At 44.1% G+C, this 19,538-nt stretch carries 18 protein-coding genes; 14 read left to right on the forward strand and 4 right to left on the reverse strand.

Annotated elements, in window-relative coordinates; genetic code table 11:
• Positions 1-71: 71 nt before the first annotated feature.
• Positions 72-2,735: a penicillin-binding protein 1A gene (locus tag ACX5KA_RS14335; protein ID WP_458731488.1), complete on the reverse strand. Its 2,664-nt coding sequence runs from the start codon at positions 2,733-2,735 to the stop codon at positions 72-74.
• A 136-nt stretch (positions 2,736-2,871) separates the two neighbouring features.
• On the opposite strand from ACX5KA_RS14335, the gene pilM reads away from it, so the two are divergent.
• The 9 genes from pilM (at position 2,872) to ACX5KA_RS14380 (ending at position 11,986) form a co-directional block, all read left to right on the forward strand.
• Complete coding sequence (pilM, locus tag ACX5KA_RS14340) at positions 2,872-3,939, forward strand: type IV pilus assembly protein PilM (protein WP_039217774.1); 1,068 nt, start codon at positions 2,872-2,874, stop codon at positions 3,937-3,939.
• Positions 3,927-4,505: a PilN domain-containing protein gene (locus ACX5KA_RS14345; RefSeq protein ID WP_039217624.1), complete on the forward strand. Its 579-nt coding sequence runs from the start codon at positions 3,927-3,929 to the stop codon at positions 4,503-4,505. The genes pilM and ACX5KA_RS14345 overlap by 13 nt, the downstream gene beginning before the upstream one ends.
• Before the next feature lie 2 nt (positions 4,506-4,507).
• Positions 4,508-5,119: a type IV pilus inner membrane component PilO gene (locus ACX5KA_RS14350; RefSeq protein ID WP_039217627.1), complete on the forward strand. Its 612-nt coding sequence runs from the start codon at positions 4,508-4,510 to the stop codon at positions 5,117-5,119.
• Positions 5,116-5,643 carry a pilus assembly protein PilP gene (locus ACX5KA_RS14355; RefSeq protein ID WP_039217629.1) on the forward strand — a complete coding sequence of 176 codons (528 nt, stop codon included), beginning with the start codon at positions 5,116-5,118 and terminating at the stop codon, positions 5,641-5,643. Before ACX5KA_RS14350 ends, ACX5KA_RS14355 begins: the two co-directional genes overlap by 4 nt.
• 2 nt (positions 5,644-5,645) lie before the next feature.
• Positions 5,646-7,421: a type IV pilus secretin PilQ gene (locus tag ACX5KA_RS14360; RefSeq protein ID WP_458731489.1), complete on the forward strand. Its 1,776-nt coding sequence runs from the start codon at positions 5,646-5,648 to the stop codon at positions 7,419-7,421.
• 268 nt (positions 7,422-7,689) lie between these two features.
• Entirely contained in the window at positions 7,690-8,205 is a 516-nt protein-coding gene (aroK, locus tag ACX5KA_RS14365; RefSeq protein ID WP_025256800.1) for a shikimate kinase AroK, read from the forward strand.
• 30 nt (positions 8,206-8,235) lie between these two features.
• The gene (gene aroB, locus ACX5KA_RS14370; RefSeq protein ID WP_039217637.1) at positions 8,236-9,303 is read left to right on the forward strand and encodes a 3-dehydroquinate synthase; all 1,068 of its coding nucleotides are present in this window, start codon (positions 8,236-8,238) and stop codon (positions 9,301-9,303) included.
• Between the two features lie 120 nt (positions 9,304-9,423).
• On the forward strand, positions 9,424-10,899 hold the full coding sequence (locus ACX5KA_RS14375) for an SPOR domain-containing protein (RefSeq protein WP_039217641.1): 1,476 nt from the start codon (positions 9,424-9,426) through the stop codon (positions 10,897-10,899).
• 226 nt (positions 10,900-11,125) lie between these two features.
• Complete coding sequence (locus ACX5KA_RS14380) at positions 11,126-11,986, forward strand: Dam family site-specific DNA-(adenine-N6)-methyltransferase (protein ID WP_039217643.1); 861 nt, start codon at positions 11,126-11,128, stop codon at positions 11,984-11,986.
• A gap of 116 nt (positions 11,987-12,102) precedes the next feature.
• Here ACX5KA_RS14380 and ACX5KA_RS14385 read toward each other — a convergent pair whose 3' ends face one another.
• From ACX5KA_RS14385 to ACX5KA_RS14395, 3 genes are all read right to left on the reverse strand, one after another.
• Positions 12,103-12,294, reverse strand: a complete 192-nt coding sequence (locus tag ACX5KA_RS14385; RefSeq protein WP_039217645.1) for a DUF2970 domain-containing protein — start codon at positions 12,292-12,294, stop codon at positions 12,103-12,105.
• Positions 12,295-12,304: 10 nt separating this feature from the next.
• Complete coding sequence (locus ACX5KA_RS14390; RefSeq protein WP_039217648.1) at positions 12,305-12,613, reverse strand: hypothetical protein; 309 nt, start codon at positions 12,611-12,613, stop codon at positions 12,305-12,307.
• A gap of 169 nt (positions 12,614-12,782) precedes the next feature.
• On the reverse strand, positions 12,783-13,610 hold the full coding sequence (locus tag ACX5KA_RS14395) for a TorF family putative porin (protein ID WP_084081757.1): 828 nt from the start codon (positions 13,608-13,610) through the stop codon (positions 12,783-12,785).
• Between the two features lie 305 nt (positions 13,611-13,915).
• Between ACX5KA_RS14395 and rpe the strand changes: the two genes are divergently transcribed.
• The 5 genes from rpe (at position 13,916) to ACX5KA_RS14420 (ending at position 19,520) form a co-directional block, all read left to right on the forward strand.
• Positions 13,916-14,593 carry a ribulose-phosphate 3-epimerase gene (gene rpe / locus ACX5KA_RS14400; RefSeq protein ID WP_039217653.1) on the forward strand — a complete coding sequence of 226 codons (678 nt, stop codon included), beginning with the start codon at positions 13,916-13,918 and terminating at the stop codon, positions 14,591-14,593.
• Between the two features lie 37 nt (positions 14,594-14,630).
• A complete protein-coding gene (trpS, locus tag ACX5KA_RS14405) occupies positions 14,631-15,638 on the forward strand; it encodes a tryptophan--tRNA ligase (RefSeq protein ID WP_039217656.1) in 1,008 nt (335 codons plus the stop codon).
• 102 nt (positions 15,639-15,740) lie between these two features.
• Positions 15,741-16,325 (forward strand): anthranilate synthase component II, encoded by a 585-nt coding sequence (locus ACX5KA_RS14410; protein ID WP_039217659.1) that lies wholly within the window; start codon positions 15,741-15,743, stop codon positions 16,323-16,325.
• Between the two features lie 290 nt (positions 16,326-16,615).
• Complete coding sequence (locus tag ACX5KA_RS14415) at positions 16,616-17,782, forward strand: HDOD domain-containing protein (protein WP_458731490.1); 1,167 nt, start codon at positions 16,616-16,618, stop codon at positions 17,780-17,782.
• Between the two features lie 529 nt (positions 17,783-18,311).
• Complete coding sequence (locus ACX5KA_RS14420; RefSeq protein WP_039217665.1) at positions 18,312-19,520, forward strand: aspartate aminotransferase family protein; 1,209 nt, start codon at positions 18,312-18,314, stop codon at positions 19,518-19,520.
• Positions 19,521-19,538 lie beyond the last annotated feature (18 nt).

Consider the following 19,538-nt stretch of genomic DNA (forward strand, 5'->3'; position numbering starts at 1 on the left):
CCGATAATGTGTTCAGGGCAAATACATCGCCTTCGCCTGAAGCAGCACGCACACAGCGTGCTTTTTTATAATTAGAATATTTCTTCTGGCTCTGGCGCAGCAGTCGTATCCTGCGTGGCTGGATCTAACACTTCGTCATCGCGAACGTAAGTAGTTGGCTCAGTACCTTGCAGGAAATATTCGAATAGTGTCGTATGGTCTGTTCGTCTGGTCAACTTTCCACTGGTACGATCAATGCGAACACGCACTATATTCTCTGGTACGGGCATAGGCGTATGCGGTTTACTTTCAAGAGCGTGTTGCATAAATCTGATCCACGCTGGCTCCGCCGCTTTAGCGCCATCTTCAATGCCAATCATGGCGTTGCCTATCCAGTTAAACTTCTCAGGATCCTTATTAATCAAATTTTGATTACGCGTGGCACGTCCTAACTGACGCCCCATATTGTCGAACCCGACCCAAGTTGTTGCCACCAAATCTTTATGGAAGCCGCTAAACCAGGTATCTCGTGAATCATTCGTTGTACCTGTTTTGCCAGCAATATCGGTACGTTGGAGAATGTTACGAGCACGCCAACCGGTACCTAACCAATAGGTCTTCTTACTCCAATTCCCATTTGCTCTAACCGCTGTACGCATCATTTCTGCCACTAAGAAAGCGTTTTGAGCAGTAATAACCTGAGGCGCAATCACTTTTTCTGCAGCTTCGTCATCATCGACGTCGCCAAGTAAAATATCTTGATTTAGTTCAGCGGCAAGTAAGGCTTCAATATCGGCTTCTTCGTCTTCAGGTAGTATTTCTGGATCGCTTTGATTTTCACAACGATTGCACGCCCAAACTGGGTTTGCTTTCCAAAGCTCATCGCCGTTTTCATCAAGCACTTTGCTGATAAAATGAGGGTTTACTAAGTAGCCACCGTTCGCAATGACCGACATACCTCTTACCACTTCAAGCGGCGTGTGCGAACTCGAACCAAGAGACACGGTTTCATCCAGCGGGATATCATCTTTATTAAATCCAAAGCGCGTTAGATAATCAGCCGTTTCTCTAAGACCAACACCGCGGAGTAATCGAACCGATACCACGTTTTTCGATTTACCAAGGGCTTTACGCATTCTGATTGGACCGTCGTATTCAGCCGGCGAATTTTGAGGGCGCCAGGCGACACCTGTAGCGGCATTCCATTGGTTAATAGGCGCATCATTGATAATAGAGGCAAGGGTGTAACCACTGTCTAACGCTGCTGAATAAACGAAAGGTTTGATGTTTGAACCCACTTGGCGCTTAGCCTGGGTAGCTCTATTAAATTGGCTTTGGTAGAAGCTGTAACCGCCAACCACGGCTTCTACCGCGCCGTTTTTCGGGTTAAGTGCAATAAAGGCTCCGCTTACCTCGGGGATTTGCGAAATACGCCACAGCCCTTCTTGCTGCCTGATGTAGACAACCGCCCCTTCTTGAGTAACATCGGACGCGGTTTTAGGGTCACTGCCCTGCCTAAAATCCGTAATATAACGCCTCGCCCAGTCCAAGCCATCCCACTCTACTGTAATGGTTCTTCCGTCAACGGCAAGCACATCGATTGACTGTTCATTTACCTTTGTTACCACAGAAGGTAACAGAGGCTTGATGTGAGGGATTTCTTCAAGCACTCGTATAAGTGATTCATCATCCCACTCTTCACGAGATGTTCTATTGCTTACATCAAAACTTAACGAAAGCTGGGGAATGACGTCATCTTTACCTTCTTGCTTTGGAATATCCCATAGGTACCCCATCGCTCCTTTATAACCATGACGTTCATCGTAATCGTGAAGGTTTCTCACAACCGCTCGTTGCGCGGCTAGTTGAAGGTCAGACGTTGCTGTTGCGAATACTTGGTAGCCTCCAGTTTCCGCTTCTTCTTTTCCATAAATTTCGACCATTTCATTGTAAATGGTGTCAGCCAAATAAGGGGCATCAACTTCAATTTCGGCACCGTGCTTTTTGGCCGTAACTGGCGCATTGGCTGCTTCATCGAACTGCGCTTTAGTAATGTATTCTTCATCTAACATTCGAAGCAGCACAACACGTCGGCGCTCTACAGACCGCTGTGGCCCGCTGATTGGGTTTAGCACTGAAGGTGCCTTTGGAAGACCCGCGATAGTAGCAATTTGGGCTAAAGAAAGCTCGTTAAGCGGTTTGCCATAATACACCTGAGCCGCCGCACCGAAACCAAAAGCTCTATGACCTAACTCAATTTTATTGAGGTATAATTCGAGAATTTCTTGCTTAGAAAGCTCCTGCTCCATGTGCAATGCAATAAATATTTCTTTTATCTTACGAATATAGGTTTTTTCACGGCTCAGGAAAAAGCCTCGCGCCAGCTGCATAGTTAACGTGCTCGCTCCCTGACGTTTTTCGCCAGTTAAGACTAAACTTACTGCTGCACGCATTATACCAATGGGGTCGATACCGTGGTGTTCGTAGAATCGACTGTCTTCGGTAGCAAGTATGGCGTCAATTAATTCTTGTGGAACTTCCTCAAGTTTTACGGGGATCCGCCGTTTAACTCCATACTGCGAAATAAGTTTTCCGTCTTTGGTGTATATCTGCATAGGGGTTTGCAGCCTTACATCCTTAAGTACAGTAACGCTTGGCAGGTCAGGTTTGATATAAAAGTAAATACCTACCAGTGCTGCAAAACCAAGAAGGCCTGATAGAAAACTAAATAAAATAAGTGGTTTAATGTACTTCACTGTAACGGATACCAAGACATTTTGTTGAAATGACGTATATTCTATACGTATGTGTTATCTGTAGAACCATACGCACAATACTAATAGAGTAATATTGTACTTTAGAGCAACTACCTTTGAAACTGGACACTTGCAAATGAAATCGCTGTTTAAAAAAAAGCTGCCGCCCATTGTGGGCTTAGATATAGGCACGCGTCAAATAAAAGCGGTATGGCTAGAACAATCTAAAGACGGGTTCGTCCTTCAAGGGTATGCCTGCGAGCCGATCACTAAAATCGCTTTTTCAGAGCGAGATATCAAAGATTATGAATCGGTAAGCATTGCGCTGAAAAAAATTCGCAAATCTCTGAAGACAAAATTGAAGTTGGCGAATGTTGCGGTGGCAGGAACCTCAGTAATTAGCAAAATCGTATACATGGATCCTGAACAAAACGATTATGATCTTGAAAATCAAATAGAAATTGAAGCTGACAGTCTGATTCCCTATCCTCTTGAAGAAGTGTATTTAGATTTTGAAGAAATGGGGCCAAGTACTACCCATACTGGCAAAGTGAACGTTTTGCTGACCGCTGCTCATAAAGACTTAGTAGATAGCCGGTTGCTGCTTACTAGAGAAGCCAATTTCGAGCCTAAAATTGTTGATATGGAAAATTACGCCATTGGCAATGCGTTAGACTTTTTTCACCCCCCTCAGCCAGAAGATGAGCCACTTTGTTGCATTAATGTGGGTGCCTCGCTACTTCAAATATGCGTGATCAAAAATGGTGACGTAATTTATACAAAAGAGCATGCGTTTGGGCTTAACCAATTAATCAGTGATATTAGTGCCATCCATATGGTAGAACGAGAGGTGGCAGAGCGTCAGCTATTAGACGGCACGCTTTCAGGCAATTGGGTAGAAGATACCCTTCCCATCTTTGCTGCTAACCTTCAGCAGAACATCAACCGGGCGCTGCAGATGTATATGAGCACTCTACATGCACAACGCCCAAGTAAGATTCTATTAAGTGGTGGCGCAGCGACCATCGAACCATTGGTAGAGATTCTGAAACAAGACTTAGGCCTTGAAGTAGATTGCTTTAACCCGTTCAGCAATATGACGATAAACCCAAAACTCGATACGACTCGACTTAGCAAAATTGCACCACAGCTTGCAATTGCAGCGGGTCTGGCGAGCCGGAGCTTTACGCCATGGCACATGTAAATTTACTTCCGTGGCGAGAAAAACAGCGCCAACATCAAAAACAACAATACTTAGTTGGCTTGGTTGCCGTTGCTGCTATCGTAGGCTTAATTTTTTGGTTTATAGGGCAAGCTATCGACCAGCAGATTAATAACCAAAACTCACGTAACCAATATCTTGAACGCGAAATTGCTACTCTTGATGCACAGATCGGCGAAATCAAGAAACTAAAAGACAAAAAGAACGCTGTTGAACAACGTATGGCCTTAATTGAACAGCTTCAGGCCAGCCGTAATGTCGCGCCTATTGTGTTTGATGAACTCGCCAAATTGGTACCTCAAGGGGTGGCGTTTGAATCAATGACAAGAAGTAATAACAGCATCAAAATAGAAGGGATAAGCGACTCTAATAATCGCTTATCAGACTTTATGCGTGCCTTAGATAACTCTAAAGTATTTGTGGGCGCAGAACTCTCTACGATTAAGTCTGACAGTAGTGCGGCAAGAGCTATTAGTAACTTTACCCTTACATTTTCTATCGCGCCGAATGTTGCCCCCCTAAAAAGCGCTAGTAGTGAGGCGCCATAATTATGAAGTTTGACGTTTCGAAACTTAAAGAATTAAACGAACTCGATTTTGAGCAGATTGCTATTTGGCCGAATGAAGTTCGCATTGTCGTTGCTGCATTCGTCGCAATATTAGTAGGCGCCCTTAGCTATTATACGTTGGTAAGCCCAAAGCTCCCTATCAAGGATGCAGCTGAGTTGAAAGAACAAGAGCTTAAGCTGCAGTTTGAAGCGAAGTACCGTATCGCGGCGAATTTAGAAGCTTATGAAGCGCAGCTCGCGAAAATTAAAGAAGATTTTTCTTCCATGCTTAAGAGCTTACCCACCAGTAATGAAACGCCAGGTTTGCTTGACGACATCACTTATGTCGGCACATCGGCAGGCCTGACATTTGAACTACTTAACTGGCAACAAGAAGTACCGAAAGAATTCTATACTGAGCTACCTATAGAAATGGAAGTCAGTGGCGGATATCACAACTTTGGGGAATTCGTGTCTAAAGTGGCGGACTTACCTCGTATTGTTACGCTGCATGACTTTGATATTAAACGGCAAGCAAACGGGCTATCCCTTAAACTTCAAGCCAAAACCTATCGTTCTGAAAACTCCTCGGATTTTGAAGGAGATGAGCAATGATTCGTGTACTTATTTCTCTTTTGGCCTTGTTACTTATTGCGGGCTGCTCGCCAAAACTGAATGACCTTCAAGCCTACACGCAAAGTGTGAAATCGCGTGCGCAGCCTCAAATCGAGCCCTACCCAGAGTTTAAAACCCACCCGCCATTTAGTTATACTGCAAGCGCACTTAGAAGCCCGTTTGACCGCCCGCGCAACAATGCGGCCCCTGTAGCTAAAGCTCGCGTGGAAAACTGTCTACAGCCTAACTTTCAACGTCCAAAGGAAGCCTTGGAGGCTTATGGCTTAGATGCCCTCGCCCTTGCCGGCAATTTTGCGGTTAAAGAAGTGAAATGGGCGTTATTAAAAAGCAACGACGGAGTGTTACATAAAGCGAAAGTAGGGAGCCGTATCGGATTGTTTTATGGCAAAATTATGCAAATTGGCACCGACTCAATTACTATTGAACAACTATTACCTGATGGTGCAGGCTGCTGGCAAAGGAAAACAACAACAATGACTACAGCATCGAAGGCGGGAGAGTAAGCATGGCCGAACGATATATTTTCAACAAATCTCTCAATCGTAGAGCGCCTAGATGGTATTGGCTGGCCTTCGTTGTCGCTGCAATATTTTCATTCGCCTTTCTGGTTTCTCATCCTGTCAAAGCACAGGAACCACTACTGGTAGATCCTAACGCAAAGAGAAATGAAACGGCCCCAGCTACCACCATTACGAATATAGACTTTACCCAAGCGGCAAATAGCACTGCAATTACCTTAGTAGAATTTGTGGGCACAGCACCAAAGGTGCAGCTTATTGAATCTCAAGGAAAGGTGATACTCACACTCACCAATACTGCATTAGCTCAAGATCAGCTAGTAGAGCTAAGCGTGGCGGACTTCGGAACTATCGTTTCGACCATAGAAACCTTTGAAGACGAAAATGCCGCCCGTATTGAGATAAATTACTCAGGTCCAGTTACCGTCAAAAACACGGTGAAAGATAGCGTATTACGCGTAGCAATTTCACCAATGGACAGTGAACAGCAAGAAGCACTTGAGGCAGAGAAGAAATATACTGGCGACCCTATTTCTCTTGATTTTCAAGATGTACCTGTAAGACAGGTTTTGCAAATTATTGCGCAAGTAAATGGCTTTAACCTCGTTACGACTGACACAGTATCAGGCAATGTTACTATCAGTTTATCTGGCGTTCCTTGGGATCAAGCCTTAGATATGATCTTGCGCGTTAAAGGATTAGACAAGCGTTTAGAGGGCAATATCTTGTTGATTGCCCCTGCAGAAGAATTGTCTGCTCGTGAAACTCAAGCGTTGCAATCTAAAAAACAAGTCTCAGATTTAGCCCCTTTGCATACGGTAAATATTTCAGTTAACTACGCTAAAGCCTCTGCATTGGCTACTATTCTAAAATCTACCGAAGGCGGTATTCTTTCCGAGCGTGGCGGCGTTACGGTAGATGAGCGAACCAACACCCTACTTATACGTGATACATTAGCGTCGATTGACGAAGCAAGAAAAACTATCAACGCGTTAGATATTCCAGTTAAACAGGTACTGATTGAAAGCAGAATGGTCACAGTACTTGACAATGTTGACGAACAGTTAGGCGTGCGCTGGGGGTTCAGCGACCGCCAAGATGATAACGGCGTATCAGGCAGCCTCGAAGCAGCCGATACCATTGCCGGAGGCGTGGTGCCTAGCATTGATAATCGTCTTAATGTGAACCTTCCGGTAACCAGCGCTGCGGGAAGCATCGGCTTTCAAATAGCAAGCTTAGTAGACGGCACCATATTAGATCTTGAACTTTCTGCACTTGAGTCGGAAAACAAAGGGGAAATTATTGCAAGTCCTCGTATTACTGTGGCCAACCAACATGAAGCTTACATTGAACAGGGTACGGAAATACCCTATGTGCAGGCAACGTCAAGCGGCGCTACATCGGTTGAGTTTAAAAAAGCGGTTCTATCGCTCAAAGTTACTCCTCATATTACGCCAGATAATCGCATTATTCTGGACTTAGTGGTAACTCAAGATACGCGCGGCGAAACCGTGGCTACATCAACTGGTGATGCAGTTGCTATCGATACACAGGAAATTAAAACGCAGGTATTGGTTGAAAACGGCGAAACCATTGTGCTTGGTGGGATTTTCCAGCAGACAAGTTCTGATGGCGTATCCAAGGTACCTTTATTTGGTGACTTACCTGTTGTGGGTGCCTTATTTAGAAATACGTCACAACTTCAACAGAAGCGAGAGTTACTCATTTTTGTTACACCCAAAATTGTAACTGAACGTCCATAAGAACAGTTTTATCTTCAAAAAACGCGCATCTTAATGCGCTTTTTTTGTTTTTAGACCGTTTTTATCACTAAATTTACAGGTATACGCTATTTGTTAGTAACAAAACTTGCAACGCCTTACGTGAAACTGAGATAATCCCCGCCTCGAAATTTAAGCGAGGTTTAAGGAGTGGTGCTTATTGGAAACTAAATAGGCACGAGTCAATGGGTAGGCTGGTAAGGCAACAGTGCACTGCCCCTAACATGATTAAGTTGTGATATAAGCAAATATGGCTGAAAAACGTAATATCTTTTTAGTTGGCCCAATGGGTGCTGGCAAAAGTACTATCGGTAGACATCTGGCAGACGAACTTCACCTAGACTTTTTTGATTCGGATCAGGAAATTGAGCGCCGTACAGGTGCGGACATCGCCTGGATCTTCGACCTTGAAGGCGAAGATGGATTCCGTAAACGCGAAGAAACCGTCATTAACGATTTGACAGATAAGCAAGGTATTGTACTTGCCACTGGCGGCGGCTCTATTGTAACCAAAGCTGTGCGTAATCGTTTATCTGCCCGCGGCATCGTTGTTTACCTACAAACGACAATCGATAAGCAAGTTGCCCGTACACAACGCGACAAACGTCGCCCTTTACTGCAAAACGAAGATCCAGAGCAAGTACTTCGCGATCTTGCAGAAATGCGCAACCCGCTTTACGAAGAAGTTGCTGATTACATTGTTGATACAGACGACCAAAGTGCACGTGCTGTAGCAAATCAAATTATCAGTAAAATCGGTCTATAAATTAAATATGTATTAGGAGGTGCTACGCCAATGTCAACCTTAACTGTGGAACTTGGAGAACGTAGCTATCCTATACAGATAGAGGCTGGGCTGCTTTCGCAACCCGGTCTTTTTAGTGCCTACATAAAAGGCCCTCTGGCGGTTATCGTAACAAACGAGACCGTTGCGCCGCTTTACTTAGAAACCGCTAAAGCAGCATGTGGTGACGTTCAAGTTGAAACCATTATTTTGCCAGATGGCGAGCAGTACAAGAATTTAGAACAATTCGAAGTAGTCATGACCCGCCTTCTCGAACTAAATGCGGCAAGAGATACAACACTTATTGCCCTTGGCGGTGGTGTGATAGGAGACCTCACGGGCTTTGTCGCAGCAACTTACCAACGCGGTGTGCCTTTTATTCAAGTCCCTACTACCCTGCTTTCCCAGGTAGACTCATCGGTAGGTGGAAAAACCGCGGTAAACCACCCTCTAGGTAAAAACATGATTGGTGCTTTTTACCAACCTGTTTATGTTGCTATCGATACTGACTCGCTGGCGACACTACCGCCACGAGAATTTGCTGCTGGTATGGCAGAGGTTATTAAATACGGCATTATTTACGACGCACCGTTTTTTACGTGGCTTGAAGAAAACGTTAATGCACTTACGTCTCTTGATACTGAAATCCTTACCTACGCTATTTCTCGCTGCTGCGAAATAAAAGCAGATGTGGTTGCGAAAGACGAACGGGAAGGTGGACTGCGCGCTATTCTAAACCTTGGGCATACCTTTGGTCACGCTATTGAAGCTGAACAAGGCTACGGCAACTGGCTGCATGGCGAAGCGGTAGCCGCTGGTACTATAATTGCTTGTAAAGCTGCTGAAGCATTAACATGGTTTGAAGCGTCAGAAACACGACGCGTATCGTCGCTATTTGAAGCATTTGCACTGCCTATTGCAGGGCCTAGTAGCATGACGAAAGACGACTATGTTAAGCACATGAAACGCGATAAGAAAGTGGAAGCGGGCAGTATTCGATTTGTACTTCCTCAAGGCATTGGCAAAGCGGTTGTTACTAAAGACGTCACCGACGCCATCCTTACTGACATTCTCTCTTAGTCAATCGCGTTCACGACAAACTGGCAGCGTGCCCTTTCGTTATTCCCGAGACTTGGGAACTAGTAACAAGGTGCGTTGCTAGACTAGTTTTAAAGCAACGGTGAATAAGGGCAAACTCCCATGCAAAGTGAACTGCATGAACGTTTGGAATATCTGGTCAATTACTCCTCTCAGCTGATCTTTGTCAGCGGTGAGTCTATTGCTCAACAGCAAAAAACCCTTGAAGCCTTTGTCTTCCAACAGCACGACGATACCGAAATTGCGTATTTGACCGCGCAAGATAATATGGAGCCTTCTGACTATCGTAGACAGCTTTGCCGCCAGCTACTAGGTCAAGTAGTGGGAAGCTTTGTTCGCCCCCTCAATGAGTTACTTTCTGATCTGAATAGCCACGAAGGCCCAATTCTAATCGCTATCACCCAAGCCCATAATCTTCCTGATGCACTGTTACAAGAGCTATGGGATTTGGTGTTACAGAGTAGATTTGCTGGCAATAAACAACATTTGAACGTGCTTTTATTTGCCAATAATGAGTGGGCTGAGCGCGCCAAACAATGGCTTCCTGCGAAGAATACTGAAACTCCGCTTATTATTAGTAGCCAATCTGTCATTAGTGAGCAGCCAAATTTCGAGTCAGATCTCGACAAAATGATCGCGTCACGAAGAGAAGCGTTTCAGGCTCACTTAGAAAATAGACAACGTGAAAACACCAAGACATTCACTAACCCACTAAAAACAAAATGGTTTTATTTAGGGGTGGTTCTAGTCTTTCTGGTCACATTCTCAGGCCTTATTTATTGGCAATACGGTGAAAAACTGTCATCTATTTTTTCTCCTATTAGCCAGCAAACACTTGAACCTAAGGAAACTCAGGTTCAACCGGGTTCAGCCTATAATAAGCTAATTGCAGACGGCATTGCTGGTGAAGGCTTCAGTGGCGACGATGAAAAAAGCGGAGAAACCACAGCTGCTGAAATTCAAAATAACGTAAGCGTACAAACCGGTAATGTGGAAATTGTCTCAACACCGACTGCCACGCCTGAGTTACCGAACCAATCAACCCTTGATATGCCAGCTGAAAATGAAATAGCAGCCAATGACTCGCTGATTACTGATTGGGAAAGCGCAGTATCAACATTGCCTGATGCAGGTTCTTCGTCTAAAACAGAAGGCGATAATAGTAATATTACAGCAAGGGCACGAAGCAGTAATTCTTCCTTCGTCGATACTAGTTCAGGTGAAAAAACTGAACAAAGCGCTGATACGGCACTTAGCAGAGAAAATAGGAACCAAACATCACTGCAGCCAAATCAATGGATTAGTGCTAACGATTACGCCATTCAGATGCTAGCGATGAAAAGCGAATCGGTGCTCAATGCATTCTTGCGTGAAAACAATCTTGTAGGTCAAACCCGCATTTATAAAACCGAACGCTATGGTGGCGACTGGTTTGTCGTTGTTTTTCGAGAGGTTTTTTCCTCACTATCACAAGCACAACAGGTACGTGCGGCGCTACCTGAATATCCGGGCAAACAAAATGCGTTTATTAAGCGAGGAAATCAGGTCCTCTCTGAAATAGACAAAGCACAAAATTAAGCCACTTTTCTACACAAACTCTCTTTTAATTTTGATAATTTGCCAAAATTCCATTCTTGCGACACTTGTTGGTTGTCCGTTTTACTGATGAAAGTTACAATCTACCTTTAGTGTGGTGATATCTGATACTGATCAGCATAAAAGTATAAAGACGACCCTTTCCCTTGGAACGGCGGCGCACGGAAAAACCACCGTCTTCATTCCGTCTAGGTAGTAACGTTTAAGCATGATGCAGAAAAAAAACCGGGCCTTTTTAAAATGGGCCGGTGGCAAATACAGCTTGGTTGAGCATATTCAGGCCAGATTACCGCAAGCTAACAAACTTATAGAACCGTTTGTTGGAGCCGGCTCTGTATTTCTGAATACGCAATACAAACGTTACCTGCTTAATGACATAAACCCTGATCTCATTAATCTATACAACTTCTTAAAAGCGCAACCCGATGCGCTGATTAACGACGCTCGAACTTTTTTTGATGGGAGTCGCAATAAAGAAAAGATGTACTACGACTTGCGTGAGGAGTTCAACGCAACGAAGGATGAATACTACCGAGCTATTCTTTTTCTTTATTTAAATCGTCATGGTTACAATGGTTTATGTCGCTATAGTCTTCAAGGCCGTTTCAATGTGCCATTTGGGCGCTATAAAAAACCCTATTTCCCTGAAGACGAGATGTTTGTGTTTTCTGAAAAATCACAAAAGGCTACGTTTACGTGTCTACCATTTGAAAAAGTTTTTTCAAGAGCTAGGCGAGGCAATGTCATTTACTGTGATCCTCCATACGCACCTATTAGCAAAACAGCAGCGTTTACTAGCTACGCGGCGCGAAGCTTTGGGCAAGAGTCACAAGAGAAGCTGGCTGAGCTCGCTACCCGAGCGTCTAAAAAGCGTGGTATCCCAGTATTGATATCGAATCATGACCTACCGCTCACGCGCGCCTTATACCAGGGCGCAGACTTTAGTATGCTGTCGGTTAAGCGCTCAATAAGTCAAAATGGTGCGAAGCGGCAGCCTGTGGATGAAATACTTGCTTATTTTCCACCCGCCAAAGTCGTTCCCAAACGAAACACGCATAAAAAAAAATAGTTCAGCGCCCGTAAGCTTGATGACGAACATAAAACTGAAAGAAAGGTTAGAAAGCATTCATTCGCAATGCTGACGAGTCTGAGTTCATCTAGGTAGTGTATAGGTCTAGCTCGGGTTTAGCCTGCATACCATCTGACAAACATAAAAAGCGAAACGACGAATACCCCAACTAAAATAACGCCAATAATAGCAAAACTAATAAAGGTACCTTTAGTAAAGTCCCGTTCATAGTTTTTGTGGCTTTGCACGCCGAATAAGCTTGCTACTACACTACCTAGAACTGACCAGAAACCAGTACCAGATTGCATCACGCCGCCCCTATGAATCGTTTGAAGGTGAGGTGAAATCTCGATTACCATCGTCGCTATGAAGCAACTCTAGTAAGTCTAAAAAGTGGAATTGAAAAGACGGTGATTTACCTGCTATCCACGATAGCCAACTAACTTCTTCCACTCCCTCTTGATGACGGGCGCATTGATTTTGAATGTGGCTTGCTGGCAACTTGGGGTTAAATTCAGTAACAGGTTGGAATTCGCAAACAGACGAACGAGAGCTTGGCGGGTTTGTAACAGCCACACTAACCAGGGCGACGGCTCCACAAATCGCAAAAAAAGGAAGAACTTTCATCCTGAACACCCCTTACACTCGTCTAAAAAGTAGTCTCATTATAATCAAAAGTAGGTAACGAACAAGTTAAAAATGCGTTGCTTTAAAAATGAAAAGCCTAATATATATTAGGCTTTTATTACTCAACGTTTAAGTCAAGAGGCCTGTCCGTTGACCTCTCCCTATAATTTTAGAGTTCGAAATCTACTGAATAACCTACAGTGAATTTCAACTCGTCGTTATCTAATGCGTCAGCTCCAACATCATCTAGGTTAGTGCCGGTCACTGCAAAGCTAAAACCGTCTTTAGCAATAGTTACGCCGTAATCAGCATAGCTATCAGTACCGTCGCCAAAGTTAAACGCATCAACAAAGTCACCGCTGTGATAACCAGCGTGTAGAGTCAACTCAGTGCCGTTCAAAATCTCTGTAGTATAGTCAAGAGATGCGTAGTAAGCCTGGCCAAAGCCGAAATCTTGACCTTCTGCTTCGTCAGCTTCGGTGTGCGCTAGTAGGTAAACTGTTACGCTTACACCACCCATGCCAACTGAGCCGTAGATTTCTGCGAAATCAAATTCTGCTTCAGCGTCGTAGTTGTAGTACAGGTAACCGAAGTCATAAGCAATACCATCAGACTCGCCCGAGTAGCCAAAATATACGTCATGCTCGTATGAGTAAATATCATCTGATGCATAGCTTACGTTCGACGCCCATGTACCTGCATAAAAACCACTTTCGTGCGCATAGTCGATACCGCCTTGAACAGCAGCTTCGTTTACAGTTTGGGTTAGACCACGCCAAATGTAATTGCTGGTCGCGCCAGCATTCGCAGTAAATTCACCCTCTGCATAGCTAGGCATAGCAGTTAGTAAACACGCTGAAGAAATAGCAGCGGCAAGTAGAGTTCTTTTTGTAGATGTTTTCATGTGTGTTCTCCAGTCAAATTCAAACTTGTTGTAATTCGTTTTTTTCTGTCTGTGTTTTCTTTTTGGACTGGGTAACGCAAAGTTGATGCCCATTTATGGTTCATCAAAAAAGTCGACCGAAATAAATTTAAAACATTGAAAAATAATGACTTATTTAAGTGCAATCTCACATCCACAGTTTTTGGACGATCCAATAAACGAACAATAACGCACCAATAAAACGCAACCTCACCAAAGTTGGGCAGCACCGTAAACTAAGGTTACTGGTCTTAAATTTCTGTGAAATTAACCTTGTTGCGTCCTTTACATAGTAAAGAAGCGTGGTTTTGGGTAAACTTTCGCAACCTCAAAACGTAAGTGGCAACGCACCTTGTTGTTTTTGATTTAAAGGACATGTAATGAAACCATTTTTAATCGCCCCATCAATACTGTCTGCTGACTTCGCTAGGCTAGGTGAAGACGTAGAAAACGTGTTAGCCGCTGGCGCCGATGTGGTGCATTTCGATGTAATGGATAACCACTATGTGCCAAACCTTACGTTTGGGCCGATGATTTGCGAAGCGTTGAGAAAATACGGCATTACTGCACCTATCGATGTTCACCTTATGGTAAAGCCGGTAGATGACCTCATTGAGAAATTCGCTAATGCTGGCGCAAGCTATATTAGCTTTCATCCAGAAGCGTCAGAGCACATCGACCGCTCTCTTCAGCTTATTATTGATGCAGGCTGCAAACCGGGTTTGGTATTCAACCCGGCCACACCACTGCACTACCTTGACCACGTTATGGATAAACTGCACCACATTCTTATTATGTCGGTGAATCCAGGCTTTGGTGGTCAAAAATTTATACCTAGCACATTAGATAAGGTACGAGCAGTAAAACAGCGCGTACTAGAAAGCGGCTACGATATACGAATTGAAATTGACGGTGGTGTCAAAGTCGATAACATTCGCGAAATAGCAGAAGCGGGAGCAGACATGTTTGTGGCTGGTTCGGCGATTTTTTCTCAACCCGATTACAGTGATGTCATTGCACAAATGCGCGATGAGCTTTCATCGTTATCAAAAGCTTAATTTTTAACAGAATTTAACGTATTACAGGTAAAAAGAAATGAGTAATAAATCCGTTGTATTAAGTGGCTGTCAGCCTTCAGGACAACTTACCCTTGGAAACTACATGGGTGCACTTAAGCAGTGGGTTTCCATGCAGGACGATTACGACTGTCTATACATGATTGTCGATTTACATGCGATCACCGTAAGACAAGATCCGAAGCAACTTGCAGAAGCTTGTTTAGACGGCCTTTCTCTTTATCTAGCCTGCGGCATTGATCCGCAAAAGAGTACGCTATTTTTGCAATCTCACGTACCAGAGCATGCACAGTTGTCGTGGGTGTTAAATTGTTATGCCCAAATGGGCGAACTAAATCGCATGACGCAGTTTAAAGATAAGTCTGCGAAAAATGAGAACAACATAAACGTAGGCTTGTACAGCTACCCTGTACTTCAAGCAGCAGATATCTTGCTTTATCAAGCCGATAAAGTACCTGTGGGTGAAGATCAAAAACAGCACCTTGAGTTAACACGCGATATAGCAACGCGAGTAAACAACTTATACGGCGACGTATTCCGCTTACCAGACCCTTATATTCCAGAGTTCGGTGCGCGTATCATGAGCCTGCAAGAGCCAGAAAAGAAAATGTCTAAATCAGACAACAACCCAAATAACTTCATTGGTTTGCTGGAAGAGCCGAAAAAGCTGGCTAAGAAGATTAAGCGCGCGGTCACAGACTCTGACGAACAAGCCAACATTTACTTCAACCCGACAGAAAAACCAGGCGTATCAAACCTACTTACTTTACTTTCTCTCGCTACGGGTAAATCGGTAAAAGATCTAGAGCCTGAATATACCGATAAAATGTACGGTCACTTAAAAGGTGACGTAGCAGATGCGGTAGTTTCGTTACTTGAGCCTATTCAAACTCGCTATGCTGAAATTCGCGCAGATAGAGCATATCTAGATGACGTTATGCGCCAAGGCGCTGAAAAAGCATCAGCACGTGCGGCAGAAACGTTGGCAAAAGTTTACAAAGCCGTCGGCTTCATCCCAAAGCCATAAACCGTTGCTTTAGGGCTTAAAATACTAACAGCATGAAGCGTTGATAAAGCGCTTCATGTGTAAAACCCCCATACTTCAGAAATACCAAGGATTAGCACTGCTGTGTTGCTGTTAATTGATAACTTCGATTCGTTTACTCACAATCTTGCTCGCTATTTTACAGAGCTCGGCGCAGACGTCGAAGTTGTGCGAAACAATGCTCTCAGCATCGACGATATTTCGCATATAGCCCCTTCTCATCTTGTTATTTCGCCGGGACCTTGCACGCCTAACGAAGCAGGTATCAGTCTAGCTGCGATTAAACACTTTGCTGGCAAAATGCCAATACTGGGCGTTTGCTTGGGTCATCAAGCAATTGGCCAAGCATTCGGCGCTGAAGTGGTTGGCGCACAAGAAATTAAACACGGTAAAGTGTCAGTATTATCACACGGCAATACGGCCTTATTTAACGGGCTACCTAGTACGTTTAACGTAACTCGTTACCACTCCCTGGTCTTAAACCCTACCTCTTTACCGCCATCGCTACGTGTTGATGCTTGGTGTGAAACGGCTCAAGGCACGAAAGAAATTATGGCGGTTTCGCACATCCACTACCCGATTTGGGGGGTACAGTATCACCCGGAGTCACTACTTACCGAACACGGCCACAATGTGCTTGATGCCTTTCTTCGTGTTAAAACGGTTTAAGTTAGCGAGTTTAGTGCCGATACTTAAAATGCTTAAAGCTTACGCTTGAAGACCGGTAAAACTCGCAATTCACTGATTTTTCGTTTAACTTTTCATAAACTAATTTAGTCACTGTACTGAATTAACGTAATGTCGAGAACTGCATAAGCGATATCAAAAGTTGCCGAGCGAATAAAACACTTTCAAGTTGTAGCTATTATTTCCACCATTAGCATTGCGAAAGTTATAAGGCCCTGATGTACGATAATATAGCCGTTCACCAAAAAGTTATGAGCAGGAGTGCTTTTAAAATGACAATGGGGGCAACCACATCGCCCACGATAGATGATCGTTTCGAAAATATGGTCATATCACCCGAACGCGTTCTTGAAATGCTAGGAAAGCGCAAGGTGGGTCAAGTTAGCTTCGAACAGTCAGAGCAAGGAGACGCGCGCAGACTTTTACTCCACGTTGAGAAAGTTGCAATTGAAAATAAGCGCCTGCAAGAAAAAACCGAAGCCTCTTACCTGGAATCTGTGAGTCATCATCTTCACGAAATTTTGCTTGGTGAACTGACTGAGCAACTGAGTTATACCGACGAACTCGTTCAGAACGTGCTTAACTTACCTGAAAATATCGGCGAACTTTTAGATGCTCTATCGGTAAAAGCATGCTCGGTTTCAAAGTTAGAGCCTATAGCCGCCACCATGCCATGGCTTTATGACGAATTGATAGTTGTTGTAAATACGCCCCAATTCAGACGCAAAGATTCGCGAGGACGGATAATCGTCGTTGAGACGTTGCGCACTGCTTTAAGCTTTTTGGGAATAGAAAACTTGCGCACGCTGATACCTTCATTGATATTAAAGCGCGCTATGCCTCAAATTACTGATCCTTACCCGCTTATCAAGCAAAAGCTAACGCATTACTCAACAGGCGTTGCGCTTACTGCAAAACGCCTAGCTGCAATGAGTGACTTAAATAAGAATCAAGCCTACACGCTAGCAATGATAAGTAATTTAGGCCGCTGTGCTGTAACACGACTTTATTTCAAACTGTTCGATAAGATCCAACTGCATTTACTACAAGAGTGCCAGAAAGACAAAGAGCAAAAGCGTCATGAGGCTTTATTAAAAATTGCGCCGTCGGCCAACCATCTTATCGCTCTGCAACAAGAATTCGCTGATGCGGTGAGTGCAGACATCTTAGAATGGATGCACTTCACACGCCTCCCCATTGCACAGCCAATGCGAGACTGCGCCGATAAGCAGCCCAGTCAACCCAAAACCTTGAGTAAAATACTGCATCAAGCGCGAACTTACACACAAATAAGAATGCTACATCAGCTGAAACTCGTCGACATTAAAGAAGTAAAACCGCTTTTTTCTGAGCAGCGCTATCCTGCGGGTGCACTTGAGAAACTCAAAAGCATGGATATTTTCACTCTTCCGTTGGTAAAAAACGAGGATGAAAGATAGGCTCAGTTTGCTTTTTTTACTCATTTAGACCAAATTACGAGCATAAAAATAAGGCAAACCTTAAATATTTTGTGGATATTCATGCACTCGTTATGCACCTAGTCTAGCAGTCATATTAAATACACTGAATTATTGACTATTACTCAACGACTCGACTGGTTTTAGCGCTACTGAAAGGTAACTTGAGTATCGTCTACTACAGCACGAAAATTATCGTGAAGCATAACAAAACTCCCAAGCGGCGCTTTTCTTGGCGTAAAAAACGATTATTACTAATCGATATAGACCAGTAGTTAATAGTTATTCACTTTTCCTGCAAATTAAGCCACAGTCCTTATAAATAAAGGGCTACAGCCCTTTACATAGAAGACAAATGTTAAAAAAAATGGCATACTGTAAAACAAATCCGATTAGTTTTTACGCGTCCAGTTGATGCTTTTTGTCACTCGGAGTACGAACAAAACGTACTCGTTGATTCTACAAGCAAACTCACATTGTGTGATTGGCGCCCAACGCAGAGGTAACAAAGATGAACGTAACTCGCGCTACATTTGATGATGTAATGGTTCCTAACTATAACCCAGCAGGTATGGTACCTGTTCGAGGTGAAGGTTCGCGCGTATGGGATCAAGATGGAGCTGAGTACATCGACTTTGCAGGCGGTATTGCGGTAAACGTTTTAGGTCACTGCCATCCAGAATTAGTTAAAGCTCTCAATGAACAGGGCAGCAAGCTTTGGCACTTAAGCAACGTGTTCACTAACGAACCAGCCCTTCGTCTCGCTAAGAAACTTAACGATGCGACATTCTCTGACAAAGTTTACTTCGCAAACTCAGGCGCAGAAGCGAACGAAGCAGCATTGAAGCTAGCTCGTCGCTGGGCGCTGGACAAGCACGGTGAAGAAAAAAACCAAATCATCGCTTTCAACAAAGGTTTCCACGGCCGTACCTTCTTTACCGTAACAGTAGGTGGTCAAGCTGCTTACTCTGACGGTTTTGGTCCTAAGCCAGGCGCTGTTGACCACTGTGACTACAACGATTTAGCGGCCTTTGAAGCGCTAATTTCTGACAAAACCTGCGCGGTAATGATGGAACCGCTTCAGGGTGAAGGCGGTATTATTCCACCTGATGTAGATTTCGTAAAAGGCGTTCGCGAACTTTGTGACAAGCACAACGCATTACTTATTTTTGACGAAGTTCAGTCGGGTGTTGGTCGTACTGGTCACCTTTATGCCTACATGGGTCTTGGCGTAACACCTGATATCCTAACAACCGCAAAATCTCTTGGTGGCGGCTTTCCAATTGGTGCCATGCTTACCACAGCAGACATCGCTGCACACCTTAAGCCAGGTACCCACGGTAGTACTTACGGTGGTAACCCACTAGCCTGTGCTGTTGCGGAAAAAGCGTTAGATATCGTGAACCAACCAGAAGTGCTTGAAGGTGTACTTAAGAAAGAAGCCCTATTCCGTGAACTACTAGGTGCTATCAATGAAAAGTACAACGTATTTGAAGAAGTACGTGGTCAAGGCATGCTGTTAGGTTGTGCGTTAAATGAGAAATACCAAGGCCGTGCACGTGACTTCATGATGGCTGCAACGAAAGAGAACCTTATGTGTCTTGTTGCTGGCATGAACGTTATTCGTTTTGCACCTTCACTGGTTATTCCTGATGAAGACATCAAAGAAGGTCTTGCACGTTTTGAACGCGCCGTAGCTGCCGTTGTAAACGCCGAATAATTACAACACGAGTAGCGA

The sequence above is a fragment of the Alteromonas alvinellae genome, from assembly GCF_902705805.1.

Coding starts and splice junctions, on each gene's coding strand:
- pilM (WP_039217774.1), top strand. CDS start 2,872: ATGAAATCGCTGTTTAAAAAAAAGCTGCCGCCCATTGTGGGCTTAGAT.
- ACX5KA_RS14345 (WP_039217624.1), top strand. CDS start 3,927: ATGGCACATGTAAATTTACTTCCGTGGCGAGAAAAACAGCGCCAACAT.
- ACX5KA_RS14350 (WP_039217627.1), top strand. CDS start 4,508: ATGAAGTTTGACGTTTCGAAACTTAAAGAATTAAACGAACTCGATTTT.
- ACX5KA_RS14355 (WP_039217629.1), top strand. CDS start 5,116: ATGATTCGTGTACTTATTTCTCTTTTGGCCTTGTTACTTATTGCGGGC.
- ACX5KA_RS14360 (WP_458731489.1), top strand. CDS start 5,646: ATGGCCGAACGATATATTTTCAACAAATCTCTCAATCGTAGAGCGCCT.
- aroK (WP_025256800.1), top strand. CDS start 7,690: ATGGCTGAAAAACGTAATATCTTTTTAGTTGGCCCAATGGGTGCTGGC.
- aroB (WP_039217637.1), top strand. CDS start 8,236: ATGTCAACCTTAACTGTGGAACTTGGAGAACGTAGCTATCCTATACAG.
- ACX5KA_RS14375 (WP_039217641.1), top strand. CDS start 9,424: ATGCAAAGTGAACTGCATGAACGTTTGGAATATCTGGTCAATTACTCC.
- ACX5KA_RS14380 (WP_039217643.1), top strand. CDS start 11,126: ATGATGCAGAAAAAAAACCGGGCCTTTTTAAAATGGGCCGGTGGCAAA.
- ACX5KA_RS14385 (WP_039217645.1), bottom strand. CDS start 12,294: ATGCAATCTGGTACTGGTTTCTGGTCAGTTCTAGGTAGTGTAGTAGCA.
- ACX5KA_RS14390 (WP_039217648.1), bottom strand. CDS start 12,613: ATGAAAGTTCTTCCTTTTTTTGCGATTTGTGGAGCCGTCGCCCTGGTT.
- ACX5KA_RS14395 (WP_084081757.1), bottom strand. CDS start 13,610: ATGGGCATCAACTTTGCGTTACCCAGTCCAAAAAGAAAACACAGACAG.
- rpe (WP_039217653.1), top strand. CDS start 13,916: ATGAAACCATTTTTAATCGCCCCATCAATACTGTCTGCTGACTTCGCT.
- trpS (WP_039217656.1), top strand. CDS start 14,631: ATGAGTAATAAATCCGTTGTATTAAGTGGCTGTCAGCCTTCAGGACAA.
- ACX5KA_RS14415 (WP_458731490.1), top strand. CDS start 16,616: ATGACAATGGGGGCAACCACATCGCCCACGATAGATGATCGTTTCGAA.
- ACX5KA_RS14420 (WP_039217665.1), top strand. CDS start 18,312: ATGAACGTAACTCGCGCTACATTTGATGATGTAATGGTTCCTAACTAT.